This is a genomic window from Anaerotignum sp., from assembly GCF_030625865.1.
Classification (GTDB): domain Bacteria; phylum Bacillota; class Clostridia; order Lachnospirales; family Anaerotignaceae; genus Chakrabartyella.
On the sequence record NZ_DAOUQB010000016.1, the window covers coordinates 23140 to 40818 of the forward strand.

Consider the following 17679-nt stretch of genomic DNA (forward strand, 5'->3'; position numbering starts at 1 on the left):
TCCTTCTAAAAAATCTGATTTTCTGCGTGCTATAAAAATAGCCTCCTATGATTTTATATTTTATCATAGAAAGCTATTAATAAAATCATTATTTACAGAGTTTTTTCACCCCCGGGCTCGCTAAATATGTTGTTCTACTCATTTGTAACCTCTTAGACATATGTGGTTTTGTTTCTTCATACATTTTTGTTTGACTTGTAAATAGCAAAGCTATAAAGGTATGTTTCTTTTCTCAACCACTTAAAATTTTGATCAAATACGCAAAATAGCTTATCAATCATGAAAAATATTTCGATCGAAAAAAATATTTTTACCACTAATAGAAAGAGGAATTCCCAGCCAAATCACATTTTTCTCCACAAATGGAAGATGGACTGTAGCGTTTCCTATGGAAAACATAATACGACAATCTATTTGATCCATTGCAGCGGTGGATACAGCCGAAGAAACAGCAACACCTAAATCAATATAAGCAAATGCGCATTTCGCACCTGCATTTTCGCAAGAAATACAATTCTGAAAACCACAATAACCACAGTACGGAACATTGCGATGCTCCTTTTTCACGCCAATCAGCACTACCGCATTGGCTGAACGGACATTGTTCGCATCTCGTCCATACCATGTCGGCATTTTTTCACCCATTAGTTCATCCCCAAGTTTTTCCATAACTTCTGCCAAAACTTCTTTTTCGCCACCTGTTAGCACAAAAGCATGGATTGTATCTCTCCCATGAGCTTTAGGGGCTGTTCTGGCAGCCGCACACATTTTGGCGGCCGTTTGAAGTACTGCCTGTTCCTCTAATTGCTTACTCTGATAAATCATTTTACCAACCTCCTTTTGTAAACAAACTAATGAAATACTATCAACGACTAATCTAATGGTAAACTAGAGCAAAGCAAGTGTTGGTCCAAAAGGATTTCTATAAAAATATTCCTTCAAAAAAGTAAATCACAACCACTTCCTTTAAAGTTTTATGATCTAGAGAAACAGAGAAGCCGCACAGTATATTAGTAAGAGTGCCATAATGGTATTGGTACCCTTTGCATATTTGGAAAACAGTGCTTTAAATGCAGAGCCAAATAAAGCCCAACACAAGGTAAATATAAATCCAATGAATGCAAGTAAAAATGCGAAGAATACTAATTCCAATGTCTTTCCATGATAAAACGGTAGTATATATGCCTCCATTGAAACAATGCAATAAATATAGATTTTCGGATTAACAAATTGGAGAGTTAGGCCCGAAATGAATCCACTGCGTGAATGATCCTCTTCAATGACCGACGAACTTCTTATGGTTTTCCACGCAAGCCAGAGCATATAAAGCGCACCGACAATCAACATTGGCATTTTAATTTTAGGAATGATTGTGGATAGAGTATTGCAGAAAACAGTGCAAACAAGCATTACAATGGAAAAACCTACCCAGATACCAAGGTTGAATGGAAATGATTTACGAAAACCAAGCCTACTGGCATTGGACATCGATATAATGTTATTCGGTCCTGGTGTTACAGCGGTTGCAATGGCGTACGATAAAAAATGAATCCAACTAAACATATTGTCCTCCATATTGTTTTATTATTATATTAAATTTTTGATCAAAAGTGTTCGTTGCTTTACAGCACCACGCTTTCAAAATTTTTAACAATTGAGCCAGTATATTACCTAAAGGAAAAACCTCTTCATTTTTTCCGTCAACGCGTGTAAATATCTTTCTTGAAAGGCTATCGAACCACAATATTTTTTTGACCTTTAATTCATTTAAATATCAGCAATGTATCATTTTGGTTTTTTGACCAAGCAATGCAAATATATCTTTGGGAATTGTTCATACAGTATTTTTAGTTTATATTGCGTGAAATCGGCATAAGCCCATAAGGCAGTGAAGAAAAAGCCGTACAGAGGCTCATCACAGCAACGAATCACATATACAGATACCGGCAAAAAAAATCGCTTCACCTTCCTTGCTGCCATTGGTCATAGACATAATGTTGTTTGAACCGGGCTTATAGGCTGTTAGCAATGTGTAAGTAAAAAATATCGATAAATTCATATTTATGTAACCTCCAATGATATGATTGCCGCTGCAAGAGCCATTGCAAGATGGCTCATAAACATGGTTCCAGTATTGCATTGCGATCATCTCTATGCTATCATACCACTAGAATCAAGTTGAGTAAAATCGAATAATTTGAATTTATATTTCAAAATTTTTGAATGGTTTGGAGGCGATTGCCATGGATATGAAATATCTCAACACATTTAAAACAATTGTTGAGGAAGGCAGCTTTTCAAAAGCCGCAGAAAAGCTTAATTATACACAATCTACAATTACTTTTCAGATTGGTCAGTTGGAGCAGGAGTTATCCTCCCAGCTATTTGAGAAGATTGGTCGTCGCATGGTGTTGACCAAGGCGGGGGTACAGCTCATCCCTTATGTGAATGATGTATTAACATCCATTGATCGTATGCGATACTTTGAAGATGACTTGGCACAATTCCAAGGTGAGTTAAGTATCGGCATTGCCGAAACGCAGCTATGCTATAAAATGCCGGATATTTTGAAAGCGTTTCATCAGCAGGCTCCCAACTCCCGGCTGTTGCTCCGTTCCATGAACTGCTATGATATTCGAGATGAGCTTTTAAACGGGACACTGGATTTGGGTGTCTTTTACGAAGATGTTGGAGGATTTGGTTCCAATTTGACCACTTATAGGTTGGGGGAATATCCTGTGGTGTTAGTAGTTTCTCCGGAAATGAAGAATGCTTGGCCTGATTTTATTACCCCAGACAGAAGTATATCCGTTTCCTTTATTATCAATGAAACAAATTGTATTTTTAGACAAATGTTTGAACAATATCTACGTGAAAAATCCATAATCATTGACCATACAATTGAGTTATGGAGCATTCCCACAATTAAGAATCTGGTTAAGAACAATGTGGGGATTTCTTTCCTTCCTAAATTTGCGGTGCAGGAAGAACTCGACCGAGGTGAATTGGTGGAAATACCAATTGACATGGAAAATACAGACATTTCTGCCGTATGTGGTCACCATAAAAACAAATGGATTAGTCCATTGATGCAAGCTTTTATTAATCTTTGTGTAAAACCAAACGAAGTATGATTTTATCAGTGTGCTATTGACAAGTATCTGTACATTCTGTTATATGATGAATTGCCAAGTTGATTGCGCTATCTCGTGTAGAAGTGCTTGAATAGGTGTTTTCTAGCCTAAACATTATTTCGTTATCTCATTTTTCCCTTTTCGAAAACGGCGAAAGCTCTTGTTTTGTTATACGGGGAAAATATACTTCAACTTGTGCAAGGTCATAAATATTTATCGGTATTTGCCGTAAGCCAATAAAACCCCCAGCAAAACTATTTGCGCTCTATGTTTTCTTTTAATCGTTTCATGTGTTCCTTCATCCTTCGTTCCACACCGCTGTCTGAAAGCTCATAATAAGTAGTCCCTTCCAATTCATCAGGGAGATATTGCTGTTTCACATAATGATTTGGGTAGGCATGAGCATATTTATAGCCAATTCCGTTTCCAAGTTCCTTTGAACCGTTATGGGCATCTTTTAAATGAGGAGGAACGGTACGAATTCGCGTATTTTTTACATCCGATAAAGCTTTATCTATTCCGACATAAGCGGCATTGCTTTTGGGTGCGCAAGCAACATAAGTCACTGCTTGGGCTAGGGGAATGCGTCCTTCCGGTAAGCCGACGAAGTTAACAGCCTGCATGGCAGCAACAGCCAGTTGAAGGGCATGGGGATCGGCGTTTCCCACATCTTCTGATGCGCAAATAACTACACGGCGGGCGATAAATTTGGGATCTTCTCCGGCGTAAATCATCTTCGCCAAATAATATAATGCTGCATCTGGATCGGAGCCACGCATGCTTTTGATGAATGCGGAAATGGTGTCATAATGGTTATCTCCGTTTTTATCATAATTCAATGCCCGTTTTTGAATACATTCCTCAGCAACAGACAGAGTAATATGAATTTTCCCATTTTTCCCTTTGTCAGTGGTTAGTATGGCAAGTTCTAAGGCGTTCAAAGCCGTTCTTGCATCACCATTTGCAGTATCAGCAAGAAATGCCAAAGCATCATCATCAATTTCCCCTTGATAAGCTCCCATTCCTCGCTCAATGTCCTCCATTGCCCAAATTAAGAGTTTTTCAATATCTTTTTGTTCCAGAGGATTTAACTGAAAAATAACGGAACGTGAAACCAAAGCCTTATTTACTTCAAAATAAGGATTTTCCGTGGTTGCTCCAATTAAAATAATGGTACCATCTTCAACGTGGGGTAGAAGAGCATCTTGCTGCGTTTTATTAAAACGGTGGATTTCATCAATAAATAATATTGTTTTGGTACCATACATTCCCTGTCGATCTTTTGCATCGGAAACAACATCCTTAATATCTTTGATGCCTGCGGTGGTTGCATTGATTTGGCGAAACTCGCTTTTCGTTGTATTGGCAACTATTTTTGCAAGGGTTGTTTTCCCTGTGCCGGGAGGGCCGTAAAAGATAACGGAACTGATTCGATCACCCTTTATGGCACGATATAACAATTTGTCTTTTCCTACAATGTGCTCTTGACCAACAAATTCCTCTAAGGTTTTTGGCCTCATACGAGCGGCTAGGGGAGAGTCTACATTACCCCTAAGGCTTCTATTATATTCAAAAAGATCCATCTTTTCACCACCTTATGGTTTCGTTAAAAATAAACATGCGTCTCCAAAGGAAAAGAAACGATATTGTTCTTTTACTGCCTCGGCATAGGCTGCCATGGTCAAATCTTTTCCGACTAAAGCGGAAACCAACATAATTAAAGTGGATTCGGGTAAATGGAAATTTGTAATCAAACAATCCACCGCTTTAAACTGATAGCCAGGGTAAATAAAAATTTGTGTCCATCCGCTTTTTGCCTGAATCATTCCATTTTCATCTGCAACAGATTCCAGGGTTCTTGTGCTTGTTGTTCCTACAGAAAAAATACGCCCCCCATTTTTTTTTGCTTCATTAATTAAATTAGCTTGATCTTGTTCTACCACATAATATTCGGAGTGCATTTCATGTTCTAAAATATTCTCCGCTTTTACCGGGCGAAAGGTACCTAAGCCAACATGAAGCGTAACATGAGCAATTTTAACACCCATTTCTTCGATTTCTTTTAAAAGCTCTGGAGTAAAATGAAGCCCTGCAGTGGGTGCCGCAGCAGAGCCCTCATGCTTTGCGTAAACTGTTTGATAACGTTCCTTATCTTCCAAATGATGGGTAATATATGGGGGAAGGGGCATTTCTCCCAGTTCATCCAGAATTGATTCGAAAACGCCTTCATAGGAAAAACGTATGATACGATTACCACCTTCAATCACTTCCAAAATTTCGGCAACCAATTTGCCATTGCCAAAAGAAATTTTATCACCGGGCTTTGCTTTTTTTCCGGGGCGTACTAAAACCTCCCATGTATCCATATCCTTTCGGATTAAAAGAAGAATTTCCATTCCGGCACCGGTACCAACACGTTCACCATATAAGCGGGCGGGTAAAACACGGGTATCGTTGATTACCAGACAGTCTCCAGCTCGCAAATATTCTTTAATATCACGAAAGTGTTTATGGTGCCACTTTCCCGTTTCCTTCTCCACAACCAATAATCTGGAGGATGCTCGATCTGCCAAGGGTTCTTGTGCAATCAATTCTTCCGGTAAATCAAAATAAAAATCACTTGTTTTCATGTTAAACTCCTTAATTCAATTTAATTTTTGCTGATGTTTTTATTCTTTATGAATTTTTAAAACTTTTACAAAGAAATGAACAGATAAGTTTATTGACAAAGCAATAAAACTTATCTGTTTTTGTAAGGTGAATTTATTTATTCCATCAACGCTGGGTTTCTGCAACCTCTTATAAAACATCTTATTGCTTTTGTTCAGTAAAACTTTCTTTTTCCCATTTTTGAATATTCCTTAAAACCTCTTGCCATAATTCAAGTTTACCACACCCCAGAAGAACTTCTTTAATATGTGTTTTATCACAAGGGATTTTTCTTGCAGTACCACCGCATCGCAAGCCTTCATCCAAAAACAACCAAAATTCATCACCTTGTGGAGGTTCATAAAGACCTCTATCGGCAAAATAAACTTTATTTTCGTAGTGATCGGCGAAACCACGCTGCAACAATAAAAAATTTCGTAAATTCATACTCATCCCTCAATTGTAATACCAGTATAGTAGTATTTCAAGATTTCTTCGTATGTATAACCTAATTTTGCCATGGATTGTGCACCTTTTTGGCTTAAGCCGACGCCATGACCTCTGCCAACTCCTTCGAATTCAAAATTCCCGCTTCTGTCCACTGTGCTGATATTTACTGAATACACCTCATAATTTGAGGATGTACCTGAATTAACAGTTGAAGTAGTTGCACTCGTTTCTCCGGAAATAGAAATATTTTTGCCATTGAGGGATGCTAAAGTTCCTTCTGTTCTTGCAACAATTCCATATTTTGCGGCGGCTGCCGAAAGGGTTCCTTCCATTACTGCGGAAGTTTGCTTACTATTTCCACTATTGTCAACATTGCCGTTATAGACACCGATTTCGCCACCCTTACCATTAATGGTAAACATTTTTCCCGGTAAGCTCCCGCAAGGAGCCGCAGAAAAATAGGTTCGTATGTTTTCCTTGGTTAATGTTTTTGTGCTTTTTGAGCCTATAATCTGCATTTCCTGTATGCGACCACCTGTAGAAAGCTTGGTAATTACAATATCTTCTGCACTGCCAATGTGCTCTCCTTTAGCAGATAATAAATCATCCAGTTCATCAAGGGTTAGGGTAGCAGTCCAAGTGTTATCTCCATCTTCTGCGATTTCAGGAACGGCTCTTAAATAAGGCAATTCATAAAGCCAAACATTTTCACTGTTTTCCGTATAGCCGCCTGTAGATGCGGAAAAATATGCCTCTATGGGTTTTCCGTTATAGCAAGCTACTTCTCCTGAAGTTGCTTCAACAGCTTGGGAGGTTCTTGAAGCTTCTCCACTATAGCCTTTATAAACCTGGCAATTTGTGGTATCACAAAGTTGATAGCCCAAACTAATATGGGTGTTAAGCATAGTCATAGCATAAGTTCTTGCAGCAATGGCTTGTGCCTTTAAAGCTTCCATTTCATAGGACTGGGGCATTTCAGAAGGGACAACACCATATAAATAGTCCTCCAAGTCTACAATGTTTACTGCTGTCATGACAACACCGTTAATGGCAAAGGTAAGCATTCCTCTATAATTTTTTCCGCTTATAACAAAGGTATCATTCGTTTCTGTTCCCATAAATACGGCTTCCGCTTCCTTGGGAAATAATAGGGATTCCTTGCTGCCCTTCAATTCTATTCCTATAAAATCTCTCACTCTGGATGCACTATATCGGCTTTCTGATTCAACTTCTGAAACAGAGCTGTCGGCGATATATACTGTCCATTCGTCATCACCTAAATAAGTAGAAAACGAATCAAAGCCCAAGTGACTCAAGTCGCTTGCCAAATCCGAGGCATCCTCTTGATTCATTTCTTCATCAATTGCAATGTATTCTCCTGCGCATAGCACAACAGTGAAACCTGAGCTGGAAGAGATATCCCCATCTTTATGAAAATCACCATTTTTTTCTGTTCCAATGAGTAGTTCATCTCCGCCCAATGTTACCGAAGTTTTATTTTTACATATACTTTCCAATCCGATTCGCACTACTTCCGGTACTTCATATGCGAAGGTTGACTGTGTCATAGCGGAAAACGTTAAGCCCAAAGTCAACGCTGTTATAATTATCTTTTTCATTTTTCTATTCATAATAATCCTCCTGATTGCCATCAGTTTCTCAGATTCAACTGCCTATTAAGTATACCAAAAATCTACTGTTTTCGATAGAGTATTTAAGCAAAAAAAAGTATTTTTTATTACAATTGTATTACAAACTTTTTTGTGCAAAAATATTGTTTCCAGTTTAATTACTTCCGGTTACAAATCATGGAAGAATATGACCTTCCGTATTATTTTACAAAAATGTTTATGGATAAATTAATTTCCTAATTGTTAGTATTAAATAAGAGTTTTATATTTCACTTGTATAGAAACAACCTAATGAACTTTCCTTTTTGTATAAGATTTATATAAAAGAATTCAAAAGCTGTGAATGGGATAAGTTTAAAAGAAAAGCAGTAAGGTGATTTTCTAGAGCAGAATACTTGACAATATCGACAAACGATAATACAATATCCATAGACAATATCATTTATCGATATTAGCGAGGTGATTATTTGGCAAAGAAAGCGTTTGAGGGTTTAACAGAAAGCATGTACTACATTTTAATGGCTTTTTCCAAAGAAGAAATGTGCGGGATGGATGTCACGCAATATATTGAAGATAAAACAAAGGGTAGGGTGAAAATTGGACCTGGAACACTCTATACCATTTTGGCACGGTTTGAAGAAGAGAAGATTATCGAAGAAACAGCGGTTGAGGGAAGAAAGCGAATTTATCGCATTACGGAAAGGGGAGTCCAAATGTATGAAGATGAACTTTTGAGGCTAAAAACCTGCATTTTAGATAGTGAGGAGGGGGACTTATGAGGTTCACAATTAGGCTGATGCCTATAAGTATATATGAAATTACCAAAGTAGAAGCATATTTTAGCCATATGGCTTCGAAAGGGTTCTTTGTAAAAAAAATAAGAGGCAATCTTGTTACTTTTGAAAAAGGTTCTTCGGAAAAAACGCAATATCGATTAGAGCCTGTTAAGAACGAGTATGAGGAACCAGAGCAAGAAATGCTTCTATATTATGAAGAACAGGGATGGAAATATATTTGTAAGACGGGTTTCTTTTACCTATATCAATCAACGAGGGACAATGCAACAGAAATTCATACAGACCCGTTTATCCAAGGGGAGACCTTTGCACATTTGAATAAGAAATTGCAGTTTAATTTCGGGATATCTATAGTGGGCTATTTAATTTTCGGAGGGTTCCTTTTATATTCATCTTTTCATTATTATCTTGTTTATTTTAATGTTAAATATATTTCTAGCGTTTCAAATTTGATACTCTTCCCCTTATACTTTTTTGGTATTATTAAGACTTTATGGGATTATAGAAAAATGAAAAAGTTGAAGGAACAGCTAGAATCGGGGATAAAAGTTATTCATAATGGAAGCTATAGTCCTTCATTTTGTGAATATTTTGTATTAGCCATACCTTGGATATTTATTCTTTTCATGGTAGCCATACCCCGATATAGTTCAAATACCTATTGGGAAAAAAACTTATCGGCCTATGCTGGGAAGCTCCCTACGATTTCCATTAAGGCTTTAGAAACCAGCCCTGATTTTTCTGTCAAAGATAGTAGTGATTTTTCTGTTGAATATGACAGTAATCTTGCTACGAAATTTGCAAGAGAAGATATAAGCTATATTTCCTATCATTGGTCCGAATTGGCGCCAGATGTTTATTATATAGGGGATCAAGGAAAGATTGAGGGGAAAGAAAGCACAGATCAAACAGAAACCTATGAGCCTTTCTTAGAAACGGAATATTATCGTATGCGGTTTCAGTTTCTTGCTAAAGTTCTTTATAAAGAGTTGCTAGATAATAAATTACACAGAAACCACTATGAGAAAATTCAATATCATGAACTAACCCAAGTGGAATTTGATGAGGCAACGCTGGTTTTAGCAGACGGTTCCCAAATGCTCTTTGCAAGAATAGGTGAAAAAGTCGTTTTTATCCAATATCATGGTCAAAAAGATCTTGAAACGGCAATAGATCAGATTTATAAAGCAATAATTGATTTTGAAAAAGCATAACATATACAAAATTGGGAAGCAAATGAACTTTTGTTTCCTTTTTTTTCACTTCACCATGTGATTTTTATGAAATTTGTTTTTTACCTTGACTTTCTTTTTTGTTGTGATAAAATAATTTTGATATAGAAAGAATAAATAGCTATGAAGGTGAAAAGTATACAAATAACTGGCAGCAGAGAAAAAGCGTCATCGGCTGAAAGCGCTTTTGGCACAGGAGTTTGTAGAAGTTCCCACCGGAGCTGGTTTTCTGAACAATAGTAGGAAAATCCGATTCATGCTCGTTACGCATTAGAGTGCCTGTGTTTGCAGGAATTTGGGTGGTACCACGGAAGTCTTCGTCCCTTTGTCGGATGAGGGCTATTTTTTTTATGGCAAAAGTAATTGAGAGGAGAAACGCTATGAAGGAGAAGCTGAAATTAATCCATGATAAGGCAATCGCTGCTTTCTTTGAAGCAACAGAAATGAAGGATATTGATGAAATGAAAGTGAAATATCTGGGAAAGAAAGGGGAATTAACCGCCATTTTGAAAGAAATGGGTAAACTTTCCGCAGAAGAACGTCCCATCATTGGTCAGCTGGCAAATGAGGTAAGACAGGATATTGAAAATAAACTGGATGAGGCGAAAAAACGCTTGGAAGCGGCAGAAATAGCCCATCGCTTGGAAAAAGAAAAAATAGATGTAACCATGCCAGGGAAATCTCAGGCTGAAGGACATAAGCATCCTATGAGTATTGTAATTGATGAAATCTGTGATATCTTCATGGGGATGGGTTATGAGGTTGTGGAAGGCCCTGAGGTTGAGCAGGAATATTATAATTTTGAGGCATTAAATATCCCTCCCAACCATCCGGCCAGAGACGAACAGGATACCTTCTATATTGGTAATGGTATTCTTTTGAGAACACAAACGTCCCCCATTCAGGTTCGTACCATGGAAAAGGGTAAAATGCCCATTCGTATGATTTCCCCGGGGACTGTTTACCGTTCTGATGAGGTAGATGCAACCCATTCTCCTGTATTCCATCAGTTGGAGGGCCTTGTAATTGATAAGAATATTACCATGGGGGACTTGAAAGGTGCTTTGGCGGTATTTGCAAAGGAATTGTTTGGGGAAGACACAAAGGTTCGTTTCCGTCCCCATCATTTCCCATTCACAGAACCCAGTGCAGAAATGGACGTAACTTGTTTTGCTTGCGGTGGTGAAGGTTGCCGTGTATGCAAAGGCGAGGGATATATTGAACTTTTGGGCTGTGGTATGGTTCATCCCAAAGTGTTAAAGATGAGCGGGATTGACCCCGATGAATATAGTGGTTTCGCTTTTGGTATGGGTTTGGAGCGTGTTGCCATGCAGCGTTATGGAATCACGGATATGCGTTTACTGTTTGAAAATGATATGAAATTTTTAAAACAGTTCTAAGGGATGCCAAAAGAAGCTTTTATTTAGAAAGGAGAGTTAAGATCATGGATTTACCGATGTCCTGGTTAAAAGAATATGCAGATGTAAACGTAGGCATTAAAGAATATGTGGAAGATATTACGATGAGCGGCTCTAAAGTAGAAGGTTATACAACATTAGCAGGGGAAATTAAAAATGTTGTAACCGGCTATATCAAGGCCATTGCAAAGCATCCCGATGCAGATAAATTGCAAATCTGTACCATAGATGCCGGTCAAGGAAAAGATTTGACCATCGTAACCGGTGCACCAAATATAAAAGTAGGGGACTATGTGCCTGTTGCTTTAGATGGTTCTGTCATTACTGGTGGCAAAGAAATTAAAACTGGTATGCTGCGCGGTGTAGAATCCGAAGGTATGCTTTGCTCCATAGAGGAGTTGGGTTGTGACCGCCATGATTTTCCCGAAGCACCGGAATATGGAATTTATATTTTTCCGGAAGCAGTGGAATTAGGCAAAGATGTTGTTGAACTTTTGGATATTAAGGATGTTGTTGTAGAGTTTGAAATCACTTCTAATCGTCCTGATTGCTTTAGCATCTTAGGCCTGGCAAGAGAAACTGCCGCGACCTATAAGGGTGAATTTAGATATCCCGAAATCACAGTTAAGGAAGAAGGTGCAGGTAAAACCGAGGATATGATTTCTGTTGAAATCAAAAACCCTGAGCTTTGCCCCAGATATATTGCCAGAGCAGTGAAAAACGTAAAAATCGAGCCATCTCCTCGTTGGATGCGCAAAAGATTAAGAGCGGCAGGCGTTCGCCCCATCAACAATATCGTGGATATTACAAACTACGTGATGCTGGAAATGGGTCAGCCTATGCACGCATTTAATATCGACTGTATTGCGGATAGAAAAATCATTGTTAGAAATGCAAATGCAGGGGAAAAAATTGTTACTTTAGATGGTGTGGAGAGAACACTGAATGAATCCATGCTGGTTATCGCGGACCCTGAAAAGGCAGTTGCCATTGCAGGGGTTATGGGTGGCGAAAACTCTATGATTAGTGAAGATGCAGAAGCGATTCTATTTGAGTCCGCAAACTTCAACGGCCCTAATGTGCGTATTACCGCAAAAAATGTGGGCTTACGTACGGATGCATCCAGCAAATATGAAAAAGGCTTAGATCCAAACATGGCATTGGATGCCGTAAACCGTGCGGTTCAGCTTGTTGAAATGCTCGGTATTGGCGAGGTTGTTCCCGGTATGGTTGACTGTTACCCTAACAAACGTGAGCCTTGGGAGCTCTCCTATTCTCCTGAATGGATTAATAAGTTCCTAGGAACAGAAATTTCCGAAAAGGAAATGCAGATAACGTTTGAACGCTTAGGCTTAATTGTTGATCCTGCAAAGCATACGGTTATTGTCCCAACGTATCGTCCTGATTTGGAAGCACAGGCAGATTTGGCCGAAGAAGTAGCCCGTTTTTATGGATATGACAAAATCCCCGATACGCTGGCATCAGGTACACCAACGGTTGGAAAGAAAACCTATGAACAAACTATTACTTCTTTAGTAAAAGAGACAATGATTTCCGATGGCCTTTGCGAAGCAATGACATACAGCTTTGAAAGTCCTAAGGTTTTTGACAAACTGCTTATCCCTAGTGATAGCAAACTGAGAGAAAACGTAACAATTTCCAATCCATTGGGAGAAGACTACAGCATCATGCGTACTGTTTCTTTCAACGGCATTCTGACCTCATTGGCTACAAATTACAATAGACGTAATGAGCAGGCAGGTTTATTTGAAGTTGCTAGAGTGTATTTGCCAAAGGCATTGCCTTTGACAGAGTTGCCCCATGAAATTCCTACATTGACCGTGGGGATGTATGGCAATATGGATTTCTTTGATTTAAAGGGAATTGTAGAGCATTTGTTCGATGTTTTGGGAATGAGCAGTATAGTGGAATTTTTGCCCGAAACAGAAATTGCATGGATGCACCCCGGCAGAACAGCAAGCGTTAAGGTCAATGGGGATAATATTGGCTACTTAGGGGAATTGCATCCCGTAGTTGCCAAGAATTATGAAATTGGCACAAAGGCTTATATGGCAGTTTTGGATGTTGAAAAAATAATTTCCTATACAAACAGAGATGTAACTTATAAACCTTTGCCCAAATTCCCAGGTATGACAAGAGATATTGCAATGCTTGTAAAAGAAGATATTACAGTAAAGGAAATCAGTGATATCATCAAGAAAAACGGCGGAAAATATCTGGAGAGCGCTGAATTGTTTGACGTTTACAAAGGTGCACAGATTGAAGCTGGATATAAGTCTGTTGCATATTCTATTTTCTTCCGCAGTCCGGATAAAACTCTTGCAGATACGGATATTGCAGAAGCGATGCAAGCAATTTTGAATGGTCTGGCAACAGAAATAAATGCACAATTAAGAGATAAATAATTCTAAAAGCATGACTATGGCCTCGTTATTTTGGTAACGAGGCTTTTTTTGTGCATATTGTAGCTTTGTATTTTAACAAACATATAACATACACTTTACTAGGGTTTGATAGTTCTACAAAAATTTGCCTGATATAATTTATTATGAAGTTAAGGAAAAATATAACATTATATTATGGAGAAAAAAATGAAAAAATTAATAGGAAAAAAACCAAACCTTGCACTCACAAAAATTTTCAGATTAAAGAAAAAATTTAGTTTTAGCACCTGGTTAAAATGGAAACCCCTATCCCAATTCAAAAAAATACCCATCATTCTGCCTAATTTTCGTTCTATAAAAACTTTTAACTTGAAGGGAAAATTAAAAATCAGTCAAAAATTACACCTTGTTTGCAGCATCGCAATCATAATGAATATTTTAATGATTGTAATCGCCCTTGGAGGATTACAGTCCGCGGAAGGAAGAATGCAATCCTTTTATGATATTGAATATAAAAACAGTATTCAAGAAATGCAGATTCGCAATGATGTTGCTTCTATAGACCATGCAATTCTATCTGCTGTTTTTAGCAGCGATTATAAAGAAAGCAATCAAATAGTTGAAGTGTCAGTTCAAAAAACGGTTTCAGATATAAACGTATTGAAAAAAAGCTTTTCTGATGAACAGTTAATGGGAGATTTAAATGTAACGTTAAATAAATATTTGGCGCAGGAAATGAAAGTTATGTCCTATATTTTTGCAGGACAAACCACAAAAGCATTAGATGCAATTCACGGTGAGTACAAAGAGCGTGTGAGCAGCTTATATTCTATTTTGGATACGGTGTCAATAAAAGCGGAAAATGCTGCAACAACTGCCTTGCAGGAAACGGTACAACAACGGCATCACATGACGGTAGTGCTCCTTTTTGCCATGGGGGCATTAGGTGCAGGTTTACTTTTCACAGCTGGAATGTTGGAAAAAACAATCCGTAAGGCAACGCACAAAATAATTCATATCGCTGATCGTATTGAAAAAGGAAATTTAAGTATTTTAGGAGAACGTCATCCGGCAGGAGACGAATTGGATGATGTAATTTTTGCCTGTGAGCAAATGGCAATTACTTTGCAGACGCTTATTATGGACGTAGGAACGATGCTGGGGGAAATGGCAAAAGGAAATTTGACTCATCAAACTTTATATCGAGAATATTACGCAGGGGATTACCAAAGTCTTTTGGTTGCTGCCGAAAATATGCAGTCCTATATTAATTATGCTTTAAACAATGTGGATGTTGCAACACAGAAAGTGGAGGGTCATGTTAAGGATGTTTTAGTAGGTGCAGAAAATCTTTCTGACCATGCTGTAAAACAGGATGAGTCTATTACACAGCTTTCCCATACGCTTGGCTTTATTTCAAATAATTCTAAACATAATGCAGAACAAATAGAGAAGATAAATCACTCCACCCTTCAGATGAGCGAACAAGTAGGTGTTACAAGACAGCATATGACAGAAACAACCGGTGCAATTTTGGATGTGGCAGATCATACATCAAAAATTAAAAAAATTATTCACACAGTAGATGAAATTGCATTTCAAACGGATATATTGGCATTAAATGCTGCCATTGAGGCAGCGCGTGCCGGTGCGGCAGGAAGAGGCTTTTCTGTTGTAGCAGGGGAAGTGAGAGCCTTAGCACAAAAAGTAGCTGAGGCGGCGAAAGAAACTGCGGAATTAATAGACCGCTCCTTGCAATTAACGAATACATGTGCAAATACCGTTTCTCATACAGCTGATTCTTTGGATGTGGTTGTGAAGAAAACCGGGGATATTACAGAAATGATTACGCAAATTTCGAAAATAGTAAAAAAGGAACAAGAAGACATTGGAAATATTTTCATTGAAGCTGAAAAAATCAGGCAGATCGCAGGAATGAATACAGAAACGGCAAAGCAATTTGCTTATGGCAGTGAAGATAGCTATCAGCAAGTGAATATATTAAAACAACAAATGATGCAGTTCATTCGTCATGAGGTAGATATTGATGGTAATAAAAAACTGGTTTAATTTGATAAGCAATTCCTTTTTTAATAACGCTTGTATGGGAAACATGAAGAAGGGGGAAGGGCACATGGAAGCTGACAGAGTGAGGGATTTTGTTACGATTTTAAAAACAGGAGCCATTAGTACAGTTTATCAGCCCATTATTTCGCTGGAAAGCGGTAGTATTCTTGGATATGAAGCGCTAAGCAGAATCACAATCCCCCAATGTGAATTATCTATTGAAGACCTCTTTAAAATAGCAGCTCAACAATATAAATTATGGGAGCTGGAGCAATTATGCAGAGCCAAAGCCGTTGAGAATGCAGCGTGCAAACCATGTAATACAAAATTATTTATCAATGTGGACCCTAATATTATTCATGATCCCAATATTTTTCAAGGGTTTACCAGGGGAAAGCTTAAGCAATATGGATTATGTCCTGATGATATTGTTTTTGAAATAACCGAGCGAAGTGCTATTAATCACATGGATACCTTCACCGCTGCCTTAACACACTATCAGTCTCAGCATTTTAAAATTGCAATTGATGATTTTGGATCGGGATACTCAGGAATGAATCGAGTCTGTGCTTTTTCGCCGAATTTTATTAAAATAGATATGCAGCTGATTCGCAATATTAATACAGATACAGTGAAAAAATCTGCAGTTGCCGCCATTGTTAAATTTTGCAAAGATTCTGGAATAAAGACAATAGCAGAGGGAATCGAAACGGAAGCGGAGTTAAATACCTTAATAGACTTAAGCATTGATTATGGACAAGGTTATTTCTTAGCAAAACCGGAAAAAAATTTCATTGATATTTCTAAGGAAAATCAAATTTTCCTTGAAACAGCCAATCTTGCAAAACACTCAAACGGGATACTAGGGGAAATTGGAATTCTTGCTCAAAAAAAGCATTGTATTTTGGAAAATGATAATGTTTTTGGAATTTACAGTGCCATGAAAAAAGATGCAAACATCACTGAAGTTTGTGTTTTAGATGCAAATCATTTCATATGTGGTATGTTAACACGGAATTATATTTTTGAAAGATTTAGTGGTCAATTTGGATATGACTTAAGTAAAAGAATTAAAGCGAATAAATTAATCAGTCATGATTTTTTAGTTGTTAATAAAAAAATGCCTATCGAAAAAGCAGCAGAACTGGCAATGTCCAGAGAGCTTTCAAGCGTTTATGATGCAATCGCTGTGACGGATAACAATTCCTATTATGGTATCGTTACAATTAAAGACTTGCTCACTTCAACAATAAACATACAAGTGAACCGAGCAAAATGCTCCAATCCTCTTACAGGGTTACCTGGCAACACAGAAATTCAAAAGCTTATATCCACTAAAATTGTTGAAAAGAATCAGTATTCTTTAATTTATATTGATATTGACAACTTTAAGCCATATAATGACGCCTACGGGTTTACCATGGGGGATCAAATGATAACCATCCTTGGTAATATTTTAAAGCAATGTACAGAAAGGACTGAGTTTGTTGGGCATATAGGTGGTGATGATTTTGTGATTATTTCTGACAGACACTGTACAGAGTCTTATTGTAAAAAAATAATTGACTTATTTACTTTAAAGACAAAACTGCTCTATACAAATGAAGATGCCGAAAACGGTTTTATTATTTCAAGAAATCGTAATGGCTTCACGGACACGTTTCCCCTTGCCACAATTTCAATTGCCGTAGTAACGAATGAGTATAAAAACTTTGAAGCGTTAGATGAATTATCTAAAGTAATTGCACATACAAAAAAAATAGCTAAAATGGAATCTGGAAATTCCATTGTGATAATTTAATTCGTGATACCCCATATGAATGAAAAGTCCTAAATAATTCTATGACTTACAGATAGTTTTTATGGAAAGACAAAAGTCCGTATTGCTAAGATTTC

At 37.6% G+C, this 17679-nt stretch carries 14 protein-coding genes and 1 other annotated feature; of the genes, 7 read left to right on the forward strand and 7 right to left on the reverse strand.

Features of this window, described 5'->3' with window-relative positions:
• Nucleotides 1-273: 273 nt before the first annotated feature.
• The 3 genes from P9Q65_RS06325 to P9Q65_RS06335 form a co-directional block, all read right to left on the reverse strand.
• Nucleotides 274-825, reverse strand: coding sequence for a ferredoxin domain-containing protein (locus tag P9Q65_RS06325; RefSeq protein WP_304508524.1), 552 nt, complete (start codon nt 823-825; stop codon nt 274-276).
• A gap of 156 nt (nt 826-981) precedes the next feature.
• Nucleotides 982-1563: a LysE family transporter gene (locus P9Q65_RS06330; RefSeq protein ID WP_304508525.1), complete on the reverse strand. Its 582-nt coding sequence runs from the start codon at nt 1561-1563 to the stop codon at nt 982-984.
• Nucleotides 1564-1915: 352 nt separating this feature from the next.
• Nucleotides 1916-2059, reverse strand: coding sequence for a hypothetical protein (locus tag P9Q65_RS06335; protein WP_304508526.1), 144 nt, complete (start codon nt 2057-2059; stop codon nt 1916-1918).
• 184 nt (nt 2060-2243) lie between these two features.
• Here P9Q65_RS06335 and P9Q65_RS06340 point away from each other — a divergent pair, with 184 nt between their 5' ends.
• Entirely contained in the window at nt 2244-3134 is an 891-nt protein-coding gene (locus P9Q65_RS06340; RefSeq protein ID WP_304508527.1) for a LysR family transcriptional regulator, read from the forward strand.
• 254 nt (nt 3135-3388) lie between these two features.
• Here P9Q65_RS06340 and P9Q65_RS06345 read toward each other — a convergent pair whose 3' ends face one another.
• The 4 genes from P9Q65_RS06345 to P9Q65_RS06360 form a co-directional block, all read right to left on the reverse strand.
• Nucleotides 3389-4717 carry an AAA family ATPase gene (locus tag P9Q65_RS06345; protein WP_304508528.1) on the reverse strand — a complete coding sequence of 443 codons (1329 nt, stop codon included), beginning with the start codon at nt 4715-4717 and terminating at the stop codon, nt 3389-3391.
• Between the two features lie 12 nt (nt 4718-4729).
• Complete coding sequence (gene queA / locus P9Q65_RS06350) at nt 4730-5764, reverse strand: tRNA preQ1(34) S-adenosylmethionine ribosyltransferase-isomerase QueA (protein WP_304508529.1); 1035 nt, start codon at nt 5762-5764, stop codon at nt 4730-4732.
• A gap of 181 nt (nt 5765-5945) precedes the next feature.
• Entirely contained in the window at nt 5946-6230 is a 285-nt protein-coding gene (locus P9Q65_RS06355) for a hypothetical protein (protein WP_304508530.1), read from the reverse strand.
• Nucleotides 6231-6232: 2 nt separating this feature from the next.
• Entirely contained in the window at nt 6233-7864 is a 1632-nt protein-coding gene (locus P9Q65_RS06360; RefSeq protein ID WP_304508531.1) for a SpoIID/LytB domain-containing protein, read from the reverse strand.
• A gap of 467 nt (nt 7865-8331) precedes the next feature.
• Here P9Q65_RS06360 and P9Q65_RS06365 point away from each other — a divergent pair, with 467 nt between their 5' ends.
• The 6 genes from P9Q65_RS06365 to P9Q65_RS06390 all read left to right on the forward strand — a co-directional run bounded on the left by P9Q65_RS06365 (nt 8332) and on the right by P9Q65_RS06390 (nt 17584).
• Nucleotides 8332-8643, forward strand: a complete 312-nt coding sequence (locus tag P9Q65_RS06365; protein WP_304508532.1) for a PadR family transcriptional regulator — start codon at nt 8332-8334, stop codon at nt 8641-8643.
• Nucleotides 8640-9875 carry a DUF2812 domain-containing protein gene (locus P9Q65_RS06370; RefSeq protein WP_304508533.1) on the forward strand — a complete coding sequence of 412 codons (1236 nt, stop codon included), beginning with the start codon at nt 8640-8642 and terminating at the stop codon, nt 9873-9875. Before P9Q65_RS06365 ends, P9Q65_RS06370 begins: the two co-directional genes overlap by 4 nt.
• A gap of 132 nt (nt 9876-10007) precedes the next feature.
• Nucleotides 10008-10221, forward strand: a binding site (T-box leader).
• 52 nt (nt 10222-10273) lie between these two features.
• A complete protein-coding gene (gene pheS, locus P9Q65_RS06375; protein ID WP_304508534.1) occupies nt 10274-11293 on the forward strand; it encodes a phenylalanine--tRNA ligase subunit alpha in 1020 nt (339 codons plus the stop codon).
• Between the two features lie 44 nt (nt 11294-11337).
• Complete coding sequence (pheT, locus tag P9Q65_RS06380; protein ID WP_304508535.1) at nt 11338-13737, forward strand: phenylalanine--tRNA ligase subunit beta; 2400 nt, start codon at nt 11338-11340, stop codon at nt 13735-13737.
• 408 nt (nt 13738-14145) lie between these two features.
• On the forward strand, nt 14146-15786 hold the full coding sequence (locus tag P9Q65_RS06385; protein ID WP_304508536.1) for a methyl-accepting chemotaxis protein: 1641 nt from the start codon (nt 14146-14148) through the stop codon (nt 15784-15786).
• 64 nt (nt 15787-15850) lie between these two features.
• Nucleotides 15851-17584 carry a GGDEF domain-containing protein gene (locus P9Q65_RS06390; protein ID WP_304508537.1) on the forward strand — a complete coding sequence of 578 codons (1734 nt, stop codon included), beginning with the start codon at nt 15851-15853 and terminating at the stop codon, nt 17582-17584.
• Nucleotides 17585-17679: the final 95 nt, after the last annotated feature.

Excerpts from the sequence above, each read along its gene's own strand:
- P9Q65_RS06360 (WP_304508531.1), bottom strand. The coding sequence starts at position 7,864 with ATGAATAGAAAAATGAAAAAGATAATTATAACAGCGTTGACTTTGGGC.
- pheT (WP_304508535.1), top strand. The coding sequence starts at position 11,338 with ATGGATTTACCGATGTCCTGGTTAAAAGAATATGCAGATGTAAACGTA.
- P9Q65_RS06340 (WP_304508527.1), top strand. The coding sequence starts at position 2,244 with ATGGATATGAAATATCTCAACACATTTAAAACAATTGTTGAGGAAGGC.
- P9Q65_RS06335 (WP_304508526.1), bottom strand. The coding sequence starts at position 2,059 with ATGAATTTATCGATATTTTTTACTTACACATTGCTAACAGCCTATAAG.
- P9Q65_RS06390 (WP_304508537.1), top strand. The coding sequence starts at position 15,851 with ATGGAAGCTGACAGAGTGAGGGATTTTGTTACGATTTTAAAAACAGGA.
- pheS (WP_304508534.1), top strand. The coding sequence starts at position 10,274 with ATGAAGGAGAAGCTGAAATTAATCCATGATAAGGCAATCGCTGCTTTC.
- P9Q65_RS06370 (WP_304508533.1), top strand. The coding sequence starts at position 8,640 with ATGAGGTTCACAATTAGGCTGATGCCTATAAGTATATATGAAATTACC.
- P9Q65_RS06345 (WP_304508528.1), bottom strand. The coding sequence starts at position 4,717 with ATGGATCTTTTTGAATATAATAGAAGCCTTAGGGGTAATGTAGACTCT.
- P9Q65_RS06355 (WP_304508530.1), bottom strand. The coding sequence starts at position 6,230 with ATGAATTTACGAAATTTTTTATTGTTGCAGCGTGGTTTCGCCGATCAC.
- queA (WP_304508529.1), bottom strand. The coding sequence starts at position 5,764 with ATGAAAACAAGTGATTTTTATTTTGATTTACCGGAAGAATTGATTGCA.
- P9Q65_RS06330 (WP_304508525.1), bottom strand. The coding sequence starts at position 1,563 with ATGTTTAGTTGGATTCATTTTTTATCGTACGCCATTGCAACCGCTGTA.
- P9Q65_RS06385 (WP_304508536.1), top strand. The coding sequence starts at position 14,146 with ATGAATATTTTAATGATTGTAATCGCCCTTGGAGGATTACAGTCCGCG.
- P9Q65_RS06325 (WP_304508524.1), bottom strand. The coding sequence starts at position 825 with ATGATTTATCAGAGTAAGCAATTAGAGGAACAGGCAGTACTTCAAACG.